The sequence below is a fragment of the Pseudochelatococcus lubricantis genome (assembly GCF_042432495.1).
Classification (GTDB): Bacteria; Pseudomonadota; Alphaproteobacteria; order Rhizobiales; family Beijerinckiaceae; genus Pseudochelatococcus; species Pseudochelatococcus lubricantis.
This window is the reverse complement of sequence record NZ_JBHLXC010000015.1, coordinates 1-16,147: the sequence shown is the minus strand read 5'-3', so window position 1 is coordinate 16,147 and position 16,147 is coordinate 1. Positions and strand designations below refer to the sequence as shown.

At 67.1% G+C, this 16,147-nt stretch carries 16 protein-coding genes and 1 pseudogene; 16 read left to right on the top strand and 1 reads right to left on the bottom strand.

The features are described from left to right. The first annotated feature begins 81 nt into the window (after positions 1–81). The 10 genes from pcaD to ACFFJ7_RS18035 all read left to right on the top strand — a co-directional run bounded on the left by pcaD (position 82) and on the right by ACFFJ7_RS18035 (position 8,441). The gene (gene pcaD, locus ACFFJ7_RS18080) at positions 82–906 is read left to right on the top strand and encodes a 3-oxoadipate enol-lactonase (protein ID WP_377594228.1); all 825 of its coding nucleotides are present in this window, start codon (positions 82–84) and stop codon (positions 904–906) included. Between the two features lie 4 nt (positions 907–910). Further along, the gene (gene pcaC / locus ACFFJ7_RS18075; protein WP_166955805.1) at positions 911–1,342 is read left to right on the top strand and encodes a 4-carboxymuconolactone decarboxylase; all 432 of its coding nucleotides are present in this window, start codon (positions 911–913) and stop codon (positions 1,340–1,342) included. 3 nt (positions 1,343–1,345) lie between these two features. Then, positions 1,346–2,086 carry a protocatechuate 3,4-dioxygenase subunit beta gene (gene pcaH, locus ACFFJ7_RS18070; protein WP_166955808.1) on the top strand — a complete coding sequence of 247 codons (741 nt, stop codon included), beginning with the start codon at positions 1,346–1,348 and terminating at the stop codon, positions 2,084–2,086. Continuing rightward, complete coding sequence (gene pcaG / locus ACFFJ7_RS18065; RefSeq protein WP_166955820.1) at positions 2,087–2,704, top strand: protocatechuate 3,4-dioxygenase subunit alpha; 618 nt, start codon at positions 2,087–2,089, stop codon at positions 2,702–2,704. A gap of 4 nt (positions 2,705–2,708) precedes the next feature. After that, positions 2,709–3,761, top strand: a complete 1,053-nt coding sequence (locus ACFFJ7_RS18060) for a 3-carboxy-cis,cis-muconate cycloisomerase (protein ID WP_377594225.1) — start codon at positions 2,709–2,711, stop codon at positions 3,759–3,761. A 151-nt stretch (positions 3,762–3,912) separates the two neighbouring features. After that, positions 3,913–5,085: an ABC transporter substrate-binding protein gene (locus tag ACFFJ7_RS18055; RefSeq protein ID WP_166955827.1), complete on the top strand. Its 1,173-nt coding sequence runs from the start codon at positions 3,913–3,915 to the stop codon at positions 5,083–5,085. A gap of 41 nt (positions 5,086–5,126) precedes the next feature. Continuing rightward, a complete protein-coding gene (locus tag ACFFJ7_RS18050) occupies positions 5,127–5,993 on the top strand; it encodes a branched-chain amino acid ABC transporter permease (protein ID WP_377594222.1) in 867 nt (288 codons plus the stop codon). Beyond that, positions 5,990–6,979, top strand: coding sequence for a branched-chain amino acid ABC transporter permease (locus ACFFJ7_RS18045; protein ID WP_166955831.1), 990 nt, complete (start codon positions 5,990–5,992; stop codon positions 6,977–6,979). The genes ACFFJ7_RS18050 and ACFFJ7_RS18045 overlap by 4 nt, the downstream gene beginning before the upstream one ends. Continuing rightward, positions 6,976–7,725, top strand: a complete 750-nt coding sequence (locus ACFFJ7_RS18040) for an ABC transporter ATP-binding protein (RefSeq protein WP_377594220.1) — start codon at positions 6,976–6,978, stop codon at positions 7,723–7,725. Before ACFFJ7_RS18045 ends, ACFFJ7_RS18040 begins: the two co-directional genes overlap by 4 nt. Beyond that, positions 7,722–8,441, top strand: coding sequence for an ABC transporter ATP-binding protein (locus tag ACFFJ7_RS18035; RefSeq protein WP_166955835.1), 720 nt, complete (start codon positions 7,722–7,724; stop codon positions 8,439–8,441). The genes ACFFJ7_RS18040 and ACFFJ7_RS18035 overlap by 4 nt, the downstream gene beginning before the upstream one ends. A gap of 16 nt (positions 8,442–8,457) precedes the next feature. Here the strand turns inward: ACFFJ7_RS18035 and ACFFJ7_RS18030 are convergent, their stop codons facing one another. Next, positions 8,458–8,922 carry a MarR family winged helix-turn-helix transcriptional regulator gene (locus tag ACFFJ7_RS18030; RefSeq protein WP_208394348.1) on the bottom strand — a complete coding sequence of 155 codons (465 nt, stop codon included), beginning with the start codon at positions 8,920–8,922 and terminating at the stop codon, positions 8,458–8,460. A gap of 352 nt (positions 8,923–9,274) precedes the next feature. Between ACFFJ7_RS18030 and ACFFJ7_RS18025 the strand changes: the two genes are divergently transcribed. From ACFFJ7_RS18025 to ACFFJ7_RS18000, 6 genes and pseudogenes are all read left to right on the top strand, one after another. After that, positions 9,275–10,090 (top strand): p-hydroxycinnamoyl CoA hydratase/lyase, encoded by an 816-nt coding sequence (locus ACFFJ7_RS18025; protein WP_166955839.1) that lies wholly within the window; start codon positions 9,275–9,277, stop codon positions 10,088–10,090. Positions 10,091–10,120: 30 nt separating this feature from the next. Then, a complete protein-coding gene (locus tag ACFFJ7_RS18020) occupies positions 10,121–11,671 on the top strand; it encodes an AMP-binding protein (protein WP_377594216.1) in 1,551 nt (516 codons plus the stop codon). A 189-nt stretch (positions 11,672–11,860) separates the two neighbouring features. Next, the gene (mhpT, locus tag ACFFJ7_RS18015; protein ID WP_166955843.1) at positions 11,861–13,072 is read left to right on the top strand and encodes a 3-(3-hydroxy-phenyl)propionate transporter MhpT; all 1,212 of its coding nucleotides are present in this window, start codon (positions 11,861–11,863) and stop codon (positions 13,070–13,072) included. 56 nt (positions 13,073–13,128) lie between these two features. Beyond that, a complete protein-coding gene (locus ACFFJ7_RS18010; protein ID WP_377594213.1) occupies positions 13,129–14,031 on the top strand; it encodes an amidohydrolase family protein in 903 nt (300 codons plus the stop codon). After that, positions 14,028–15,494: an acyl-CoA dehydrogenase family protein gene (locus ACFFJ7_RS18005; protein ID WP_377594211.1), complete on the top strand. Its 1,467-nt coding sequence runs from the start codon at positions 14,028–14,030 to the stop codon at positions 15,492–15,494. The genes ACFFJ7_RS18010 and ACFFJ7_RS18005 overlap by 4 nt, the downstream gene beginning before the upstream one ends. 234 nt (positions 15,495–15,728) lie before the next feature. After that, positions 15,729–16,147, top strand: a pseudogene (locus ACFFJ7_RS18000) (IS5 family transposase); the annotation flags it as partial.

The following is a 16,147-nucleotide window of genomic DNA, read 5'->3' as shown; positions in this document are numbered from 1 at the left end:
CCATGAATTATATGATGGCGAATAAATATCATTTTACTTAACCATATGAAAGCGCCAACTTTGGAGCAGGAGGAAAGTCCGGTGCAATTCGCTCTGATCGACGACATCGCCGTCCATTACGATTTCCGCCCTGCCGGGGCGGGCGCCTCGGACGCGGGTCCGGTGATCGTATTCATCAACTCGCTCGGAACCGATCTGCGGATCTGGGACGAGGTCAAGACTCGCCTGGGCAGCGACCGCGCCGTGCTGACCTACGACAAGCGCGGCCACGGTCTTTCCGGTATCGGGGCGACACCCTACACGATCGAGCGGCTGGCGCGCGATCTGATCGGGCTGCTGGAGAAACTGTCGATCGCGCGTGCGGTCCTGTGCGGCCTGTCGGTCGGCGGGCTCGTGGCGCAGGGCGTCCATGCCCTGCGGCCCGATCTGGTGGCCGGGCTCGTGCTGTCCAACACGGCCCACAAGATCGGCACGGCGGAGATGTGGAACGCGCGCATGGAGGCCATCGGGAAGGACGGCCTCGCCAGCATTCTGGACGCGACCATGCCGCGCTGGTTCACGCCCGCCTTCCGCGTGCCGGACAACGCCGCTTACGCCGGCTACCGGGCCATGTTCGCGCGCCAGCCGCTCGATGGCTACATCGCGACTTGCGCGGCGCTGCGCGAGGCCGACTACACCGCCGCGGCGCGGGCGATCACCGTGCCGACGCTCTGCATCGTCGGCGATCAGGACGGCTCGACGCCGCCCGATCTGGTGCGGGAACTGGCGGGGCTCGTTCACGGCGCCCGTTTCGAGGTGATCGCCGGTGCCGGTCATATTCCCAACGTGGAGCAGCCCGCGGCCTATACGGACCTGCTCCGCCAGTTCTTGCAGCAAATTCCGCCTCACATTCCGCAGGGAGACTGAACCCATGGCTCAATCCGCCGGGCGATCCGACCGCTACAGTCTGGGCATGGAAGTGCGACGCTCCGTTCTGGGTGATGCGCATGTGGATCGGGCATCCTCGGCCGCGAACGATTTCGACGCGCCGTTTCAGGAACTGATCACCGAGACCGCATGGGGCACGCTGTGGGCGCGCCCGAACCTGACCCGGCGCGAGCGCTCCATCGTCACCATCGCGCTGCTGGCCGCGCTCGGCCAGGACGAGGAGCTGGCGATGCACATCCGCGCCACGGTCAACACCGGCGCGACGCGGGACGACATCCGCGAAGCGCTGCTGCACGTGGCCATCTATGCCGGCGTGCCGGCATCCAACCATGCCTTCAAGATCGCCAAGAAGACTTATGAAGAAATGACGACTTGCGAAGAGATCAAGGCAACCGGAACAGGGGAGGGAGCCTGAACCATGAGGAATACGATACCGGAAGCGGGCCCGTTGTTCGTCCGCGATCGTGCCATGCAGCCGCCGGCCTATACGCCGTGGTACAAGACGTCGGTCCTGCGCGCGCCCACGCGCGCGCTGCTCTCGCTTGAGGGAACGCGGAGCGAGATCACCGGGCCTGTCTTCGGCCACAACATGCTGCATGAACTCGACAACGACTTGATCCACAACTACGCCAAGCCCGGCGAGTCGGCCATCGGCCCGCGCATCCTGGTGCACGGGCGGGTGCTCGACGAGAGCAACCGCCCGTTGCCGGGCGTGCTCGTCGAGTTCTGGCAGGCGAACGCCGGCGGCCGCTACCGCCACAAGAAGGATACCTATCTCGCCGCGATCGACCCGAATTTCGGCGGCGTCGGCCGCGCGATCACCGACGACGACGGCTATTACTGGTTCAAGACCGTCCAGCCCGGCCCCTATCCGTGGCCGAACGGCGTCAACGACTGGCGGCCGGCGCACATCCATTTCTCGATTTTTGGCAAGTCCTTCGCCCAGCGCCTCATCACGCAGATGTATTTCGAGGGCGATCCGCTGATCTGGCGCTGCCCGATCGTGCAGACCATCCCGGACAAGGCGGCCATAGAGCGCCTCGTCGCGCCGCTGGACATGAACGCCACCTTGCCGATGGACATGCGCGCCTACAAGTTCGACATCGTGCTGCGCGGCCGCCGCTCCACCATGTTCGAGAATCGTCGGGAGGGAAATTGAATGGTCCAGCCGCTCGGTTATCTGAAGGAAAGCCCGTCGCAGACGGCGGGTCCCTATGTCCACATCGGCCTCACGCCGAACTTCGTCGGCATCCATGGCATCTACGCGGAAGACCTGGGCGTGGGCGCGCTGGTCAACGAGAAGACGCGCGGCGAGCGCATCGTCATCCGTGGCCGCGTCATCGATGGCAGCGGCACGCCGCTGAAGGACGCGCTCGTCGAGATATGGCAGGCCGACGCCGCCGGCCTCTACAACAGCCCGCTGGAGACGCGCGGCAAGGCGGACGAGAATTTTTCCGGTTGGGGACGCTCGCCCGCGCATTTCGAGACGGGCGAGTTCGTCTTCGAGACCGTCAAGCCGGGCCGGGTGCCGTTCCAGGACGGTCGCCTGATGGCGCCGCACGTGACCTTGTGGATCGTCGCGCGCGGCATCAACATCGGCCTGCACACGCGCATGTATTTCTCCGACGAGGCCGACGCCAACGCGGAGGACCCGGTGCTGGCGCGCATCGAACACAAGGTGCGCATCCCCACCCTGATCGGCCAGCGCGACGGCGATGCCTATCAGTTCGACATTCACCTGCAGGGTGAAAGAGAAACCGTCTTTTTCGATATGTGAGCCGATGCCGGGCATTTTTGACCATCCCTTCCTGTCGGGCCTGTTCGGTGACAGGGAAGCCGCAACGCTTTTCGAAGCTTCCGCCGACATTCGCGCCATGCTGCGTTTCGAGGCGGCGCTTGCCGTCGCGCAGGCAAAGCTCGGCCTCATTCCCGCCGTGGCGGCAAGCCACATCGCGACCGTTGCGGAGACGTTCGCGCCCGACATCGCGGCACTGGCGGCGGGCACGGCCCGCGACGGCGTCGTCATCCCGGAGCTGGTGCGCCAGTTGCGGGAGGCCGTCGGCAACGAACATGCGCGGGAGGTGCATCTCGGCGCGACGAGCCAGGATGTCATCGACACCAGCCTCGTGCTCCGGCTGAAAGAGTTCTGCCGGCTGCTCGACACGCGCCTCGCGGGGCTGATCGCTGCCTACGATGGGCTCGACCGCGCCTTTGGCGCCCGGCCCCTCACGGGCTACACGCGGATGCAGGCCGCCATCCCCATCAGCGTGTCGGACCGCATCCGGGCGTGGCGCGAACCGCTGACGCGCCATCGCGGGCGGTTGGCCAGCCTGAGCTTTCCCGTGCAATTCGGCGGTGCCGCGGGCACGCTCGACAGGTTCGCGGAGCAGGGGCCGCCGCTGCGCGCCGCGCTGGCGGCGGCGCTCGGCCTCGACGACGCGCCGCAGTGGCAGAGCCAGCGCGACTACGTGGCCGAGTACGGCCATGTCTTCGCGCTCGTCTCGGGCAGCTTGGGCAAATTCGGGCAGGATGTCGCGCTCATGGCGCAGGCGGGCGGCGAGATCGCGCTCGCCGGCGGCGGCGGCTCCTCGGCCATGCCGCACAAGCAGAACCCCGTCGGCGCGGAGGTGCTGGTGTCCCTTGCCCGTTTCAACGCGGTTCAGGCGTCGGCCCTGCAGCATGCGATGGTGCACGAGCAGGAGCGATCCGGTGCCGCCTGGACGCTCGAATGGATGATCCTGCCGCAGATGGCGATGGCGGCGGCAGCGTCGCTGAACAGGGCGCAGGACCTCGCAGGCGCGATCCGGCGGCTGGGAGAGGCGGCCGCTCCATAACCGGTTGATTATCGGTCCGCACGATCAATTCATTTTACATTACGGAGCGGACTGGCAAGGTGGTACAGAACAGAAGACGCGGCGGGGTGCCGTCGGGCGGCAAGGGCCGTCCGGCTGCGTCCGGAACCGGGTTTCGCTTCGGGAGGAAAACATGAGGAAGTTCGCAATCGCTGCGGCGGCTGCAATCGCGTTCGGCGCCACCGCTGCCGAGGCCGACGTCGTCAAGGTCGGGGTGATCGGTCCGTTCTCCGGCCCCTTCGCCATTCAGGGCAAGAACTTCAAGGCCGGCATAGACGCCTATATCGCGGAGCATGGCAACAAGATCGGCGACAACACGGTCGAGATCGTTTACCGCGACGTGCCGCAGGCCGATCCGGCCCAATCCAAGGCGCTGGCGCAGGAACTCGTCGTCAAGGAAAAGGTGCAGTATCTGGCGGGCTTCTATTTCACGCCGGACGCCATGGCTGTGACGCCACTGCTGAAGCAGGCCAATGTGCCCATGGTGGTGATGAACGCGGCCACTTCTTCCATCGTCGCCAAGAGCCCCTATGTCGTGCGTGTGTCCTTCACGACGTGGCAGACCTCGACGCCGATCGCGCAGGTCGCCCTCGATCTCGGGGTGAAGAAGGTCATCACCGTGGTGAGCGACTACGGCCCGGGTGTCGACGCGGAAAATGCCTTCAAGGCTGCGTTCACCAAGGCGGGCGGTGAGGTGGTGCAGGCCATCCGCATGCCGCTCAGCACCAACGATTTCAGCCCGATCATGCAGCGCGTGAAGGATTCCGGCGCCCAGGGCGTGTTCGCCTTCCTGCCTTCCGGCCCCACCACGCTTGGCTTCATGAAGGCTTACGCGGACAACGGCCTCGGCAAGGCCGGCGTGCGGCTCTTCGCGCCGGGCGACCTGACGCAGGAATCCGACCTGCCGGCGCTGGGAGAGGCGGCGGCAGGCGCGCTCACCACGTTCCACTACGCGCTGTCGCACGACTCCGACGAGAACCGCCGGTTCGTGGAAAACGCGAGGAAGGCCATCGGCAACCCGGCCGAGCTTTCCTTCCCCTCCGTCGGCGCCTATGACGGCATGCACGTCATCTACAGGATGATCGAGGCCACGGGCGGCCGGCAGGATGCGGAAAAGGCTGTCGAAGCCGTGAAGGGCCTCTCCTGGGAAAGCCCGCGCGGACCCGTCTCCATCGATCCCGAAAGCCGCCACATCACGCAGAACATCTACCTGCGCGAGGTGGCCCGGGCCGAGGACGGCAGCTACTACAACAAGGAGATCCGGACGTTCGAGAAGCAGGGCGATCCCGGCCTCGCGGCGCAATGAGGAAGGGGCGCGCGGCGCTCCCTCATGACTGGACCTGACTGATGCAGACCGTGCTGAGTATCGCCGTCGACGCCCTTGCCTACGGCATGGTGCTGTTCGTCATTTCCATCGGCTTGTCCGTGACGATGGGGCTGATGCGCGTCATCAACCTCGCGCACGGCGCCTTCGCCATGGTGGGCGGCTATTGCGCCTCCTATGTCGCGCATGCGGGCTTTGGCTATGGCATCGCCATCGTGGCGGCAATGGTGGCGACCGCCATTATCGCCCTGCCGCTGGAACGGCTGCTCTACCGCCGCATCTACGGCGCATCCGAGTTGACGCAGGTGCTGATGACCATCGGCATCACCTTCTGCGTCATCGGGCTGGTCAACTACATTTTCGGGCCGACGCTGAAGACGGTGCCGCTGCCGGAGGCGCTGCGCGGCTCCGTCGATCTCGGCTTCCGCTCGGTGGCGAAGTATCGCCTGTTCGCCATCCTATGCGGCCTCATCGTCGCGGGCGGGCTGTGGTACCTGATCGAGCGCACGGCCTTCGGCGTCCGCCTGCGCGCCACTGTGGACAATGCCAACATGGCGGCTTCGCTCGGCGTGCGCACGCAGATCGTCTATGCGGCGAGCTTCGCCCTTGCCGTCGCGCTCGCCGCCTTCGGCGGGGTGGTGGGGTCGGAGCTGCTGCCGCTCGAACCCTATTACGCGCTGCGCTATATGGTGACATTTCTGGTCGTGGTGTCGGTCGGCGGTCCCGGCTCCATTCCCGGCGCGCTGCTCGCCTGCCTGCTGCTCGGCGCGATCGATACCATCGGGCGCTACCTCGCGCCCGAATACGGCGAGTTCTTCTTCTATCTCGCCGTCATCATCATCGTGACCCTGTTTCCCCGCGGCCTTGCGGGAAGGTTGAAGAAACAATGACCGCGATTTCGCAGCCCGCCGGGCAATCCTTCAACCGGACGCTTTCCGGGCTCGTCGGCCTCGCAGCCATCGTCGGCTGCGGTGTTGCCGGCTACTTCCTGTTCCCCGATAATCTGGCGCTGCTGACGCGCATCGTCGCCGTCGCGCTGCTGGTGTTGTCGCTCGATCTGGTGACGGGCTACTGCGGCATCGCGACACTCGGCCATGCCGCCCTGTTCGGTGCGGGCGCCTACGGCGCCGGCATCGCCGCCGCGCATTTCGGCGTCGTGAGCCCGCTGGCGATGACGGGGATCGGGCTTGCGGCGGGTGCCGTCGCCGGCCTCATTTCCGGCGTCGTGCTGCTGCGCGCGCACGGCCTCGCGCAGCTCGTGCTGTCCATCGCCGTCGTGCATCTCTTCCACGAGGCGGCGAACAAGGCGTCCGGATGGACGGGCGGCAGCGACGGCCTCAGCGGCATTTCCCCCGACCCGCTGCTCGGCCTCTTCGAGTTCGACCTGTGGGGCCGCACGGTCTATGTCTATGCCGTCGTCCTCCTCGTGATCGTCTTCGTCCTGCTGCGCTTCGTCGTCCATTCCCCCTTCGGCATGCTGTGCCGCGGCATCCGGGAGGACAAGGTCCGTGTCCACGCCATGGGCGCGTCGGTGCACGGCGCACAACTGCGCATGTTCGTGATCTCCGGCGCGGTCGCGGGTGTCGGCGGCGCGCTCAACGCCATCTCGACACAGGTGGTCGGCCTCGACAGCCTGTCCTTCACGCTGTCGGCGGAGGCGCTCGTCATGCTGGTGCTGGGCGGTGTGGGTTCGCTCTACGGGGCGCTGATCGGCACCGTGGCCTTCATGTGGTTCGAGGACGTGGTCTCGGCCGCCAACCCGTTCCACTGGCTCACCATGGTCGGCGTGCTGCTCATCGCGGTGGTGCTGTTCGCGCCGCGCGGCCTCTACGGCTCGGCCGCGGCCTTGCTGACGCGCGGGAGCGGCCGGCGATGAGCACCGTCTTCGAAGTCACCCGGCTGCGCAAGAACTTCGGCGGCCTCACCGTCACCGACGACGTCTCTCTGTCGATGGCGACGAGCGACCGCTTGGCGCTGATCGGCCCCAATGGCGCGGGCAAGACGACGTTCGTCAACCTTGTCACGGGCAATCTCGCGCCCACCTCCGGCACCGTGACGCTCGCGGGTGCGGACATCACGCGCCTCAACGCCATGCAACGTGTGCGGCTGGGGCTGGTGCGCTCGTTTCAGGTCACGCGCCTTTTTCAGGAGATGACGCCGGAGGAGCACGTGGCACTCGCTGTCCTGCAGCGCGAGGGCAGGACCGGCCGCCTGTTCGGCGATTTCAGGCGCATGCCGCGCGTCATGGAGGAGGTGCGCGACATCCTCGGCACGCTCGGCCTCGACGGGCTGGCGACCCGCAAGGTGAGCGAGATCGCCTATGGCCAGCAGCGCCTTCTGGAAATCGCTCTCGCACTTGCCCTGCGGCCGCGAGTGCTTTTGCTCGACGAACCGGCGGCGGGCGTGCCGCAGAGCGACACGGGGCGCATCGAGCGGGCGCTGGAGATGCTGCCGCCCGATCTCGCCGTGCTGATGATCGAGCACGACATGGAGCTGGTCTTCCGCTTCGCCCGCCGCGTCATCGTGCTCGCGGCCGGAAAGGTGATCTTCGACGGTCTGCCTGACGACGTCGTGAAGGACGCGCGCGTGCGCGAGGCCTATCTCGGGAGTTACGCGCAATGACGACCGCTGTCTCGCTCGACGTCCGCAACCTCAGCGCCGGCTACGGCCCGACGCGGGTGATAGAGGACGTCTCGTTCAGCGTCGCGCCCGGTTCCCGGCTCGCGGTGCTGGGCCGCAACGGCGTGGGCAAGACAAGCCTGTTCGCCACCATTGCCGGGCATACGCGGCGCTACGGCGGCGAGATCAGGCTGGGCGGCACTGACATCGCGCCGCTCGCTCCCGCCGCCCGCGCGCTTGCCGGGCTCGGCTACGTGCCGCAGACGCGCGACGTCTTCTCGACGCTCACGGTGGAGGAGAACCTGTCCGTCGGCCTGAAGAAGCGCCCGAAGGATGCGATCGAGGAAGCCTACAAGCTGTTTCCGCGCCTCAAGGAGCGGCGCCGCAACCTCGGCTCGCAGCTCTCGGGCGGTGAGCAGCAGATGCTCTCGACCGCGCGCACCATCCTCGGACAGCCGACCGTGCTGCTGCTGGACGAGCCGCTGGAAGGGCTGGCGCCGGTGATCTGCGAGGAGCTGACGGCGGTGTTCTCCGCGCTGGCGCAGCAGGGCGGCATGACGATCCTGCTCGTCGAACAGCGTATCCAGAGCGCGCTCGACTTCGCCGACGACGTCATCATTCTGGAGCGCGGCCGCATCGCGTGGTCCGGCGCCAGCGCCGCGCTCGCCGGCGACAGGAAGACGGTGGAGCATTTCCTGGGCGTCGGCGGCCTGCACTGAATGAACGGACGGCCGTCTACTCGGCGCCCTTCCAGACGCGGGCGAGGAGTTCGCACAGCGTGCGCCTTTCGCCGGCCGTCAGCGTGTGGAAGAGCTTTTCCTCCCGCTCCACCACCCGCGCCCGCCAGCCGGGCAGCAGGCTCTTCGCCTCCGCGCTGAGGCTCAGCCGCTGGATGCGCTGGTCGTTGGGATCCGAGTGCCGTTCGATCAGGCCGCGCTCGTCGAACTCCGCGAGGATCGAGACGATGTTCGCGCGCTGCAGACCGAGAATCCGGCATATCTCGGCGGACGTCGTTCCCGGCTGCTCATCGATGGCACAGAGCACCGAAAACGGAATCGGCCGCAGGCCCTCGGCCCGGAAACAGCGGACGAAGTCGTTCATGTCGGCGACCGAAGCACGGCGAAGATGATAGCCGACAAGGTCCTCAAGCCGGCTTTCCCCGGCGACGTCCGGCTCAATGGCCTTCTGGATCATGGGCATCCGACTCTTCTCATCAAATTCGTCTGTCCTGATTTCATTATATCTCTTGCCAAACGCCAGAATGCTATGCGATATAGCGATTAATGGTTATGCTTCATAGCAACATGACCGGCGATGCCGGCGCGGCCATGAAACCGGGAGGAAAAAATGAATACCACAGTTTCCTTGCGAGTCGCGGGGTCTGGGCGTGGCATGCCGCATCCGCGCCGGATCAGTGTCGAGACCGTGGCGGGCCGCTGCCCGGGCTGAGCTACCATTCCACCCGACCGCCGTTCCGGCTCTTCGCGACAGCTCGCGCGGACTGTCTCCGCGCATCGGCGCCGCACGGCCCCATCCCTCATCGGAGACCACCATGACTGATCCCGTCATCCACGACATCGACAACGGCATCGCCTGGGTACGGTTCAACCGTCCCGAAAAGCGCAACTGCATGAATCCCGCCCTGAACCGGCAGATGATGGATGTCCTCCGGGAGCTGGAGTTCCGCGAGGATGTCGGCGTCCTTGTGCTCTCGGGCGAGGGCACCGCCTGGTCGGCGGGCATGGACCTCAAGGAATATTTCCGCGAGACCGAGGTCCAGGGGCTTGGCGCGGTGCGCAAGGCGCAGTCCGAGTCCTACGGCTGGTGGCGCAAGCTGCGTTGGTATCAGAAGCCGACGATCGCGATGGTTAACGGCTGGTGCTTCGGCGGCGGCTACGGTCCGCTCTTCGCCTGCGACCTCGCCTTCGCGGCGGACGAGGCGCAGTTCGGCCTCTCCGAGATCAACTGGGGCATCCTGCCCGGTGGCGGGGCGACTAAGGTCGTGGCGGATCTCCTGTCCATGCGCGACGCCATGTACCATGCGCTGACGGGCGAGATGATCGACGGCCGCAAGGCGGCGGAATGGAAGCTCGTCAACGAAAGCGTGCCGCTGGCGCAGCTCAGGGACCGGGTGACGGAAGTGGCGCGTGTGCTGCTCCAGAAGAATCCGGTGGCGCTGAAGGCGACCAAGGATGCCGTCCGCCGTGTCCAGGAAATGACCTACGACAACGCCGAGGATTATCTGGTGCGGGCGCAGGAGGCGGCGAACTTCTACGACGACGGGGGCCGCAAGGAAGGCATCCGCCAGTTCATCGATGAAAAGACCTACAAGCCGGGCCTCGGCGCCTACGACAAGACCCGGGCCTGACCGGGGCGGCGTCCATGGGAGGAGAATCCGATGCAGCACTGGCAGACACCCGATCTCATCGCGCTCCACGCCGGGCTGCGGCCTGATCGTCTGGCCTGCGTGGACCTGGCGACGGGCAGGCGCTGGTCCTACGCGGAACTCGACCGCGCCGTCCGGCAGATGGCCGGCGTGCTCGCCGGGCGCCTCGGCATCCGGCGTGGCGGGCGTGTCGCGGTTCTCGCCCGCAACAGCGCGGACCAGCTCATCCTGCAGCAGGCCGTCATGCGGCTTGGGGCGATCCTCGCGCCCCTGAACTGGCGGCTGGCCCGGCAGGAACTGGCGCCGATCCTCGCCGATTGCGCGCCGTCCCTGCTCGTCACGGACGGCATCGCCCAGGCCGACCCGCCGGCGGGATGCGTGGCGATGACGATGGCGAACCTCATCGCATTGCGCGATGCGGGCGAGCCGGCCCGGCCCGCGGCCCTGCCGGCCGCGACTGATCCCTGCGTGATCCTCTACACGTCCGGCACATCCGGCGTGCCGAAGGGGGTGGTGCTGACCGGGCAGACGATGTTCTTCACGGCGATCAACTTCGGCGTGCTCGCGGATGTGAGCGGCGATTCAGTCTTTTTGCTCGAATCGCCGATGTTCCATGTCATCGGCCTCGTGACCAGCATCTGGCCGCCGTTGAAGCACGGCGCGACCATTCTCGTCTCGAACGGCTTCGATCCCCTCGCCACCAACGACCGGCTGGCCGACCCCGCGCTCGGCATCACCCATTATTTCTGCGTGCCGCAAATGGCGGATGCGCTCCGGCAGGCGGCGAACTTCGCGCCCGCGCAATGGTCGCTGAAGGCACTCTTCACCGGCGGCGCGCCCAACCCCCGCGCCAACATCCTGTGGTGGCTGAACCGCGGCATCCGTATGGTCGACGGCTTCGGCATGACCGAGGCGGGCACCATCCTCGGCATGTCGCTGGAACCGGAACTGATCACCGCCAAGGCGGGCTCGGTCGGCCTGCCGGGGCCCGGCACAGCGGTGCGCATCGTCGACGACGAGGGCCGCGAGGCGCCTGACGGCGAGCCGGGCGAGATCCTCGTCGCCGGACCCAACGTCACGCCCGGCTACTGGAACCGCCCGGAGGAGCGCGAGCGCGCCTTCACGCCGGACGGCTGGCTGCGGACCGGAGATGTGGGCTGCCGGGACGCGGACGGCTTCGTCACCATCGTCGACCGGCGCAAGGACATGTTCATCTCGGGCGGCGAGAACGTTTATCCCGTGGAAGTGGAAACGGTGCTGCTCGACCACCCCGCCGTGGCGGAGGCGGCCGTGATCGGCATTCCCGACAAGCGGTGGGGCGAGGTGGGGCGCGCCTATGTCGTGCTGAAGAGCGACGTGGATGCGCTGCCCGAGGCCGCCGATCTCGCCGCGCACTGCGAGGGGCGGCTCGCCCGTTACAAGATCCCCAAGGAGTTCCGCTTCGTCGAGGCGTTGCCGCGCACGGGATCGGGCAAGCTGCAGAAGAGCGCGCTGAAGCAGCAGGCGCTGGCGGAACTACCCCTTTCCCCCGCGCCCGGGGCTGCGGAAACGGCGCCGCGCTGACCGAGGGCAGGCTTGTGCCCTGCTGGTCCGGGCAACATTATCGCTATTGTCCATAACAATATTTTCCGCTATAGTTCATAGCATTCAGGCTGGCCGGACGTGTTCCGTGCCGGCGGCTGCACGGCGCCCGATGCCGCGCGGAAAGCGAATAAGGGGCCGGCAACAAAGGGCTCCGAGAGGGAGGATAGGATGCAATCAGTTCCGCAGTCTTCTGCGGGAAGGCGAGCTATTGTGCTCGTTTTCCTGGGCGCCGTCATCGAGGGGTTCGACCTTCAGGCGGCTGGCGTCGCGGCGCCGAAACTCGGCCCGGTGTTCGGCCTGACGCCTGAGCAGATGGGCGTGTTCTTCTCGTCGGCGACGTTCGGCCTCATCTTCGGCGCGCTGCTCGGCGGCGTCATCGCCGACCGCTGGGGGCGCCGCGCCGGGCTGGCGACCGCGCTGCTGCTGTTCGGCGTGTTCTCGATCGCGACGGCCTGGGCCACGGGCTTTCAGTCGCTCGTCGTCATGCGCTTCCTGACGGGCGTCGGCCTCGGCGGCGCGCTGCCGAACCTCGTCAGCATCGCCGCCGAGGCTGCCGAGCCCGGGCGCCGCGGCCGCGCGGTGGCACTGATGTATGCGGGCGTGCCGTTGGGCGGCGCGGTGGTCAGCGTCGTGGCCATGCTCGGGCTGCACGACGACTGGCGTTCGATCTTCGTCGTCGGCGGCGTCCTGCCGCTGCTTCTGGTCGTGCCGCTGATGACCCTGCTGCCGCCGCTCACGGTCGACAAGACGGCGCAGAAGAACGGGGAGCGGACAAGCATCCGCAGCGCGCTTTTCCGCCCGGAGACGCTCGCGCCGACGTTGCTGCTGTGGGCCGCCTTCTTCTTCGGGCTGCTCGTCGTTTATCTGCTTCTCAACTGGTTGCCGCAGCTTCTGGTCGGCAGCGGGCTCAGCCGCGGCCAGGCCTCCTTCGTGCAGATACTGTTCAACGTCGGCGGCGCCATCGGCAGCCTCATCGCCGGCCGGCTTCTCGACGGCGAGCGGCCCTCGCTCGCGGTCGGCAGTTGCTTCGCCTTCCTGATCGTCTCGCTCCTCGCCATGTCTGCGGTGTCGGGCAACTTCGCCAGCACGCTGGTAGCCGGGGCGGTGGTCGGCGGCGCGGTGCTCTGCGCCCAGGCCCTGCTGTATGGCATTGCACCTCAGTGCTATCCCGCCGAGGTGCGGGGCACGGGCGTCGGCATTTCGGTGGCGGTCGGCCGCCTGGGGTCGATCGCCGGTCCGCTCTATGCCGGGGCGCTCCTCGCGCGCGGCATGAGCCCGGAGCAGGTGCTCTACGCCATCCTGCCCATCGCCGCGATTTGCGGCCTCGCCACCGTGATGCTGGTGTCGCGGCGCCACCGCCTCGCCGTCCCCGCCGCGTGAGCCCGCGCTCCCCGGCCCGCCGGGGAGCGCTTCACCGAAAAACCGGGAGAACAGCCATGGTCGACCTCGACACCATCCGCGCCATCGACTTCCACACCCATGCGGAGGAGCCCTGCGGCTGTCACGCCGACGACGGCTATGACGCCTTGCAGGCCGCCATGGCGCGGCATTTCCGTGCCTCCTGGGCGCATCCGCCGACGATCCCGGAAACGGCGGCACACTACCGGGAACAGAAGATCGCGGCCGTGATCTTCCCGGTGGATGCCGAGCGGGAAACGGGATACCGCCGCTATGCCAACGAGGAGGTCGCGGAGGCGGCGGCCGGGCATGCCGACATCCTCATCCCCTTCGCCTCCATCGACCCCGCCCGGGGCGTGGCCGGCGCGCGCGAGGCCCGGCGGCTGATGCGGGAGTTCGGCATCAGGGGTTTCAAGTTCCACCCCACCATGCAGGGCTTCTTCCCGAACGACCGCATGGCCTATCCGCTTTACGAGGCCATCGCGGCGGAGGGCGGCATCGCCCTGTTCCACACCGGCCAGACCGGCGTCGGCTCCGGCATGCGAGGGGGCAACGGCATGCGCCTGAAGTACTCCAACCCCATGCATCTCGACGACGTGGCGGTGGATTTTCCCGACATGAAGATCGTCCTCGCCCATCCCTCCTTTCCCTGGCAGGAGGAAGCGCTCGCCGTGGCGCGCCACAAGCCGAACGTCTGGATAGACCTTTCCGGCTGGCTGCCGCGCTATTTCCCGCAGATCCTCGTGCACTATGCCAATACGCTGCTGAAGGATCGCGTGCTGTTCGGTTCGGACTGGCCGATGATCGCGCCCGAGCGTTGGCTCGACGAGTTCGCGCAACTGCCCATCCGCGACGACGTCCGCCCGCGCATCCTCAAGGACAACGCAGCCAGGCTGCTCGGTCTCGTACAAGAAACCGCATCGGCGAAGGAAACCGCATGATCCCCTTCAGAGCCCCCGTCGACGACATTCTCGCCGCCTTCCGGGCTGCCGGCGCCGCGCATCTGCCCGGCTGGGACGATGGCCTCGCCGCCGAAGTCGTCGGCCATTTCGCCCGCTTCGCCGAGACCGCGATCGCGCCTCTCGACGGTCCCGGAGACCGCGAGGGCTGCCGGATGGAAGGCGGGCGGGTGCGGATGCCGGCCGGCTTCGTCGCGGCCTATGCGGACTATGCGGCGCAGGGCTGGCCCGGCCTCGGCCTGCCGGAGGCATCCGGTGGGCAGGGCCTGCCCGCGCCGATCCTCGGCGCCGTGACGGAGATATTCGCCGGCGCCTGCCATTCGCTGCAGATGGTCTGTGGCCTCGTGCCCGGCGCGGCGCGCACGATCCTGCGCTTCGGCACGCCGGAACAACAGGCGCTGTGGCTGCCGCGCCTCGCCTCCGGCGAGTGGCTGGCAACCATGGCGCTGACGGAAGCGGGGGCGGGCTCCGACCTATCGGGCATCCGCACGCGCGCGTTCCCGGTGGATGACGGCTGGCGGATCGAGGGCGAGAAGATCTTCATTTCCGGCGGCGATCAGGACATGACGGACCGCATCCTCCACCTCGTGCTCGCGCGGACCGGGCTGCCGGAGGAGGGCACCCGCGGCCTGGGCCTGTTCCTCGTGCCGTCCCATGACGAAGCGGGCGGGCTGGCGCCGGTGCGCGTTCTCCGCATCGAGGAGAAACTCGGTCTGCACGCCTCGCCCACCTGCCAGATGGCGTTCGACGCCGCGCCGGCCACGCTGCTGGGCGAGCCGGGCGGCGGCCTCGCGGCCATGTTCACCATGATGAACCATGCCCGTCTCGACGTGGCGCTGCAGGGCATCGCCCATGCGGCGCGGGCGCACGACATCGCCGCCACCTATGCCGCCGGTCGCCGGCAGGGCGGGCGCGCCATCGCCGACCACGCGGATGTGCGGCGCAAGCTGACGACCATGCGGGAAGCGGCGCGCGACGCGCGGCAACTCGTCCACACGGCGCTCGTCGCGCTGGAGAGCGGCGAGAACCCGGACCTCGTCGACTTCCTCACCCCTGTCTGCAAGGTGATGGGGACCGAGGCCGGCATTCGCGCCGCCGACATGGCGATTCAGGTGCTCGGCGGTTACGGCTATCTGCGCGAATACCGGGTAGAGCAGATCTGGCGCGACGCGCGCATTACCGCGATCTACGAAGGCACGAACGGCATCCATGCGCTGACGCTGGCTACCCGGCTGTTGCGCGGCCGGGGCAGCCGTGCGGCGGAGGCCTTCGATGGCTGGGCCGCGCAGCGGGCATCCGCCGGTGAACTCGCGCAATGGCGGGAGGTGCGGGACTGTGTCCTCGCTGCTGAGACGCCGGAGGAATTGGCGGAAGACTTCATGCACGCCACGATCCGCCTCGCGGCCGCCGCCGTTGCGGGGTTCTCGCGAGGGACGGGCACGTAAAGCCTGCGACGCCCGCTTCAGCAGTTTGCATTCAAGTCGATCCGTCGAATTGAGTGCAAGTTGCGGCAAAATATAGAATTCAGAACGCACGGTCTCATTCCGTCAGAACGCTTGGCGCTCCAGCATTTGCTTGCGGAAGAGAAAGCTTCTTTTTTCAAAGCTCTAGGTGGTGTCTGCATTCATTGATTCCCTTTTTGTGTTGGTTCTGATTCAAGGTCTCCAAAGGAGATAACCTTGAGCAGACGGACCCTGACGGATGAACAATGGCGACGGATCGAAGGGCTGTTGCCCGGTCGCGTCGGAACGCCAGGACGAAGCGGCGTTGATAACAGATTGTTTATCGACGCCATCCTCTGGATGGCCTGCAATGCGGCTCGCTGGCGTGACCTGCCGGCCGCTTTCGGCAAGTGGACGGCTGTTCACGCCCGCTTCCGACGTTGGGCTCACACCGGGGTTTGGGAGGGTCTTTTCAAGACGTTGGCAGACGACCCCGACTTTGAATACGTGCTGATCGACAGCACCATCTCGAAGGTCCACGCTGATGCGACAGGATCAAAAGGGGGGCTCAAGCTGCCGCAATCGGCCGCTCGCGTGGTGGCTTGACGACGAAGTTGCACGCGGTTGTCGATGCGCTTGGCATGCCGTTACGCATT

What these genes read in the sequence shown, in the direction of transcription:
- pcaC (WP_166955805.1), top strand. Translation starts at nt 911, where the DNA reads ATGGCTCAATCCGCCGGGCGATCCGACCGCTACAGTCTGGGCATGGAA.
- pcaH (WP_166955808.1), top strand. Translation starts at nt 1,346, where the DNA reads ATGAGGAATACGATACCGGAAGCGGGCCCGTTGTTCGTCCGCGATCGT.
- pcaG (WP_166955820.1), top strand. Translation starts at nt 2,087, where the DNA reads ATGGTCCAGCCGCTCGGTTATCTGAAGGAAAGCCCGTCGCAGACGGCG.
- ACFFJ7_RS18060 (WP_377594225.1), top strand. Translation starts at nt 2,709, where the DNA reads ATGCCGGGCATTTTTGACCATCCCTTCCTGTCGGGCCTGTTCGGTGAC.
- ACFFJ7_RS18055 (WP_166955827.1), top strand. Translation starts at nt 3,913, where the DNA reads ATGAGGAAGTTCGCAATCGCTGCGGCGGCTGCAATCGCGTTCGGCGCC.
- ACFFJ7_RS18050 (WP_377594222.1), top strand. Translation starts at nt 5,127, where the DNA reads ATGCAGACCGTGCTGAGTATCGCCGTCGACGCCCTTGCCTACGGCATG.
- ACFFJ7_RS18045 (WP_166955831.1), top strand. Translation starts at nt 5,990, where the DNA reads ATGACCGCGATTTCGCAGCCCGCCGGGCAATCCTTCAACCGGACGCTT.
- ACFFJ7_RS18040 (WP_377594220.1), top strand. Translation starts at nt 6,976, where the DNA reads ATGAGCACCGTCTTCGAAGTCACCCGGCTGCGCAAGAACTTCGGCGGC.
- ACFFJ7_RS18035 (WP_166955835.1), top strand. Translation starts at nt 7,722, where the DNA reads ATGACGACCGCTGTCTCGCTCGACGTCCGCAACCTCAGCGCCGGCTAC.
- ACFFJ7_RS18030 (WP_208394348.1), bottom strand. Translation starts at nt 8,922, where the DNA reads ATGCCCATGATCCAGAAGGCCATTGAGCCGGACGTCGCCGGGGAAAGC.
- ACFFJ7_RS18025 (WP_166955839.1), top strand. Translation starts at nt 9,275, where the DNA reads ATGACTGATCCCGTCATCCACGACATCGACAACGGCATCGCCTGGGTA.
- ACFFJ7_RS18020 (WP_377594216.1), top strand. Translation starts at nt 10,121, where the DNA reads ATGCAGCACTGGCAGACACCCGATCTCATCGCGCTCCACGCCGGGCTG.
- mhpT (WP_166955843.1), top strand. Translation starts at nt 11,861, where the DNA reads ATGCAATCAGTTCCGCAGTCTTCTGCGGGAAGGCGAGCTATTGTGCTC.
- ACFFJ7_RS18010 (WP_377594213.1), top strand. Translation starts at nt 13,129, where the DNA reads ATGGTCGACCTCGACACCATCCGCGCCATCGACTTCCACACCCATGCG.
- ACFFJ7_RS18005 (WP_377594211.1), top strand. Translation starts at nt 14,028, where the DNA reads ATGATCCCCTTCAGAGCCCCCGTCGACGACATTCTCGCCGCCTTCCGG.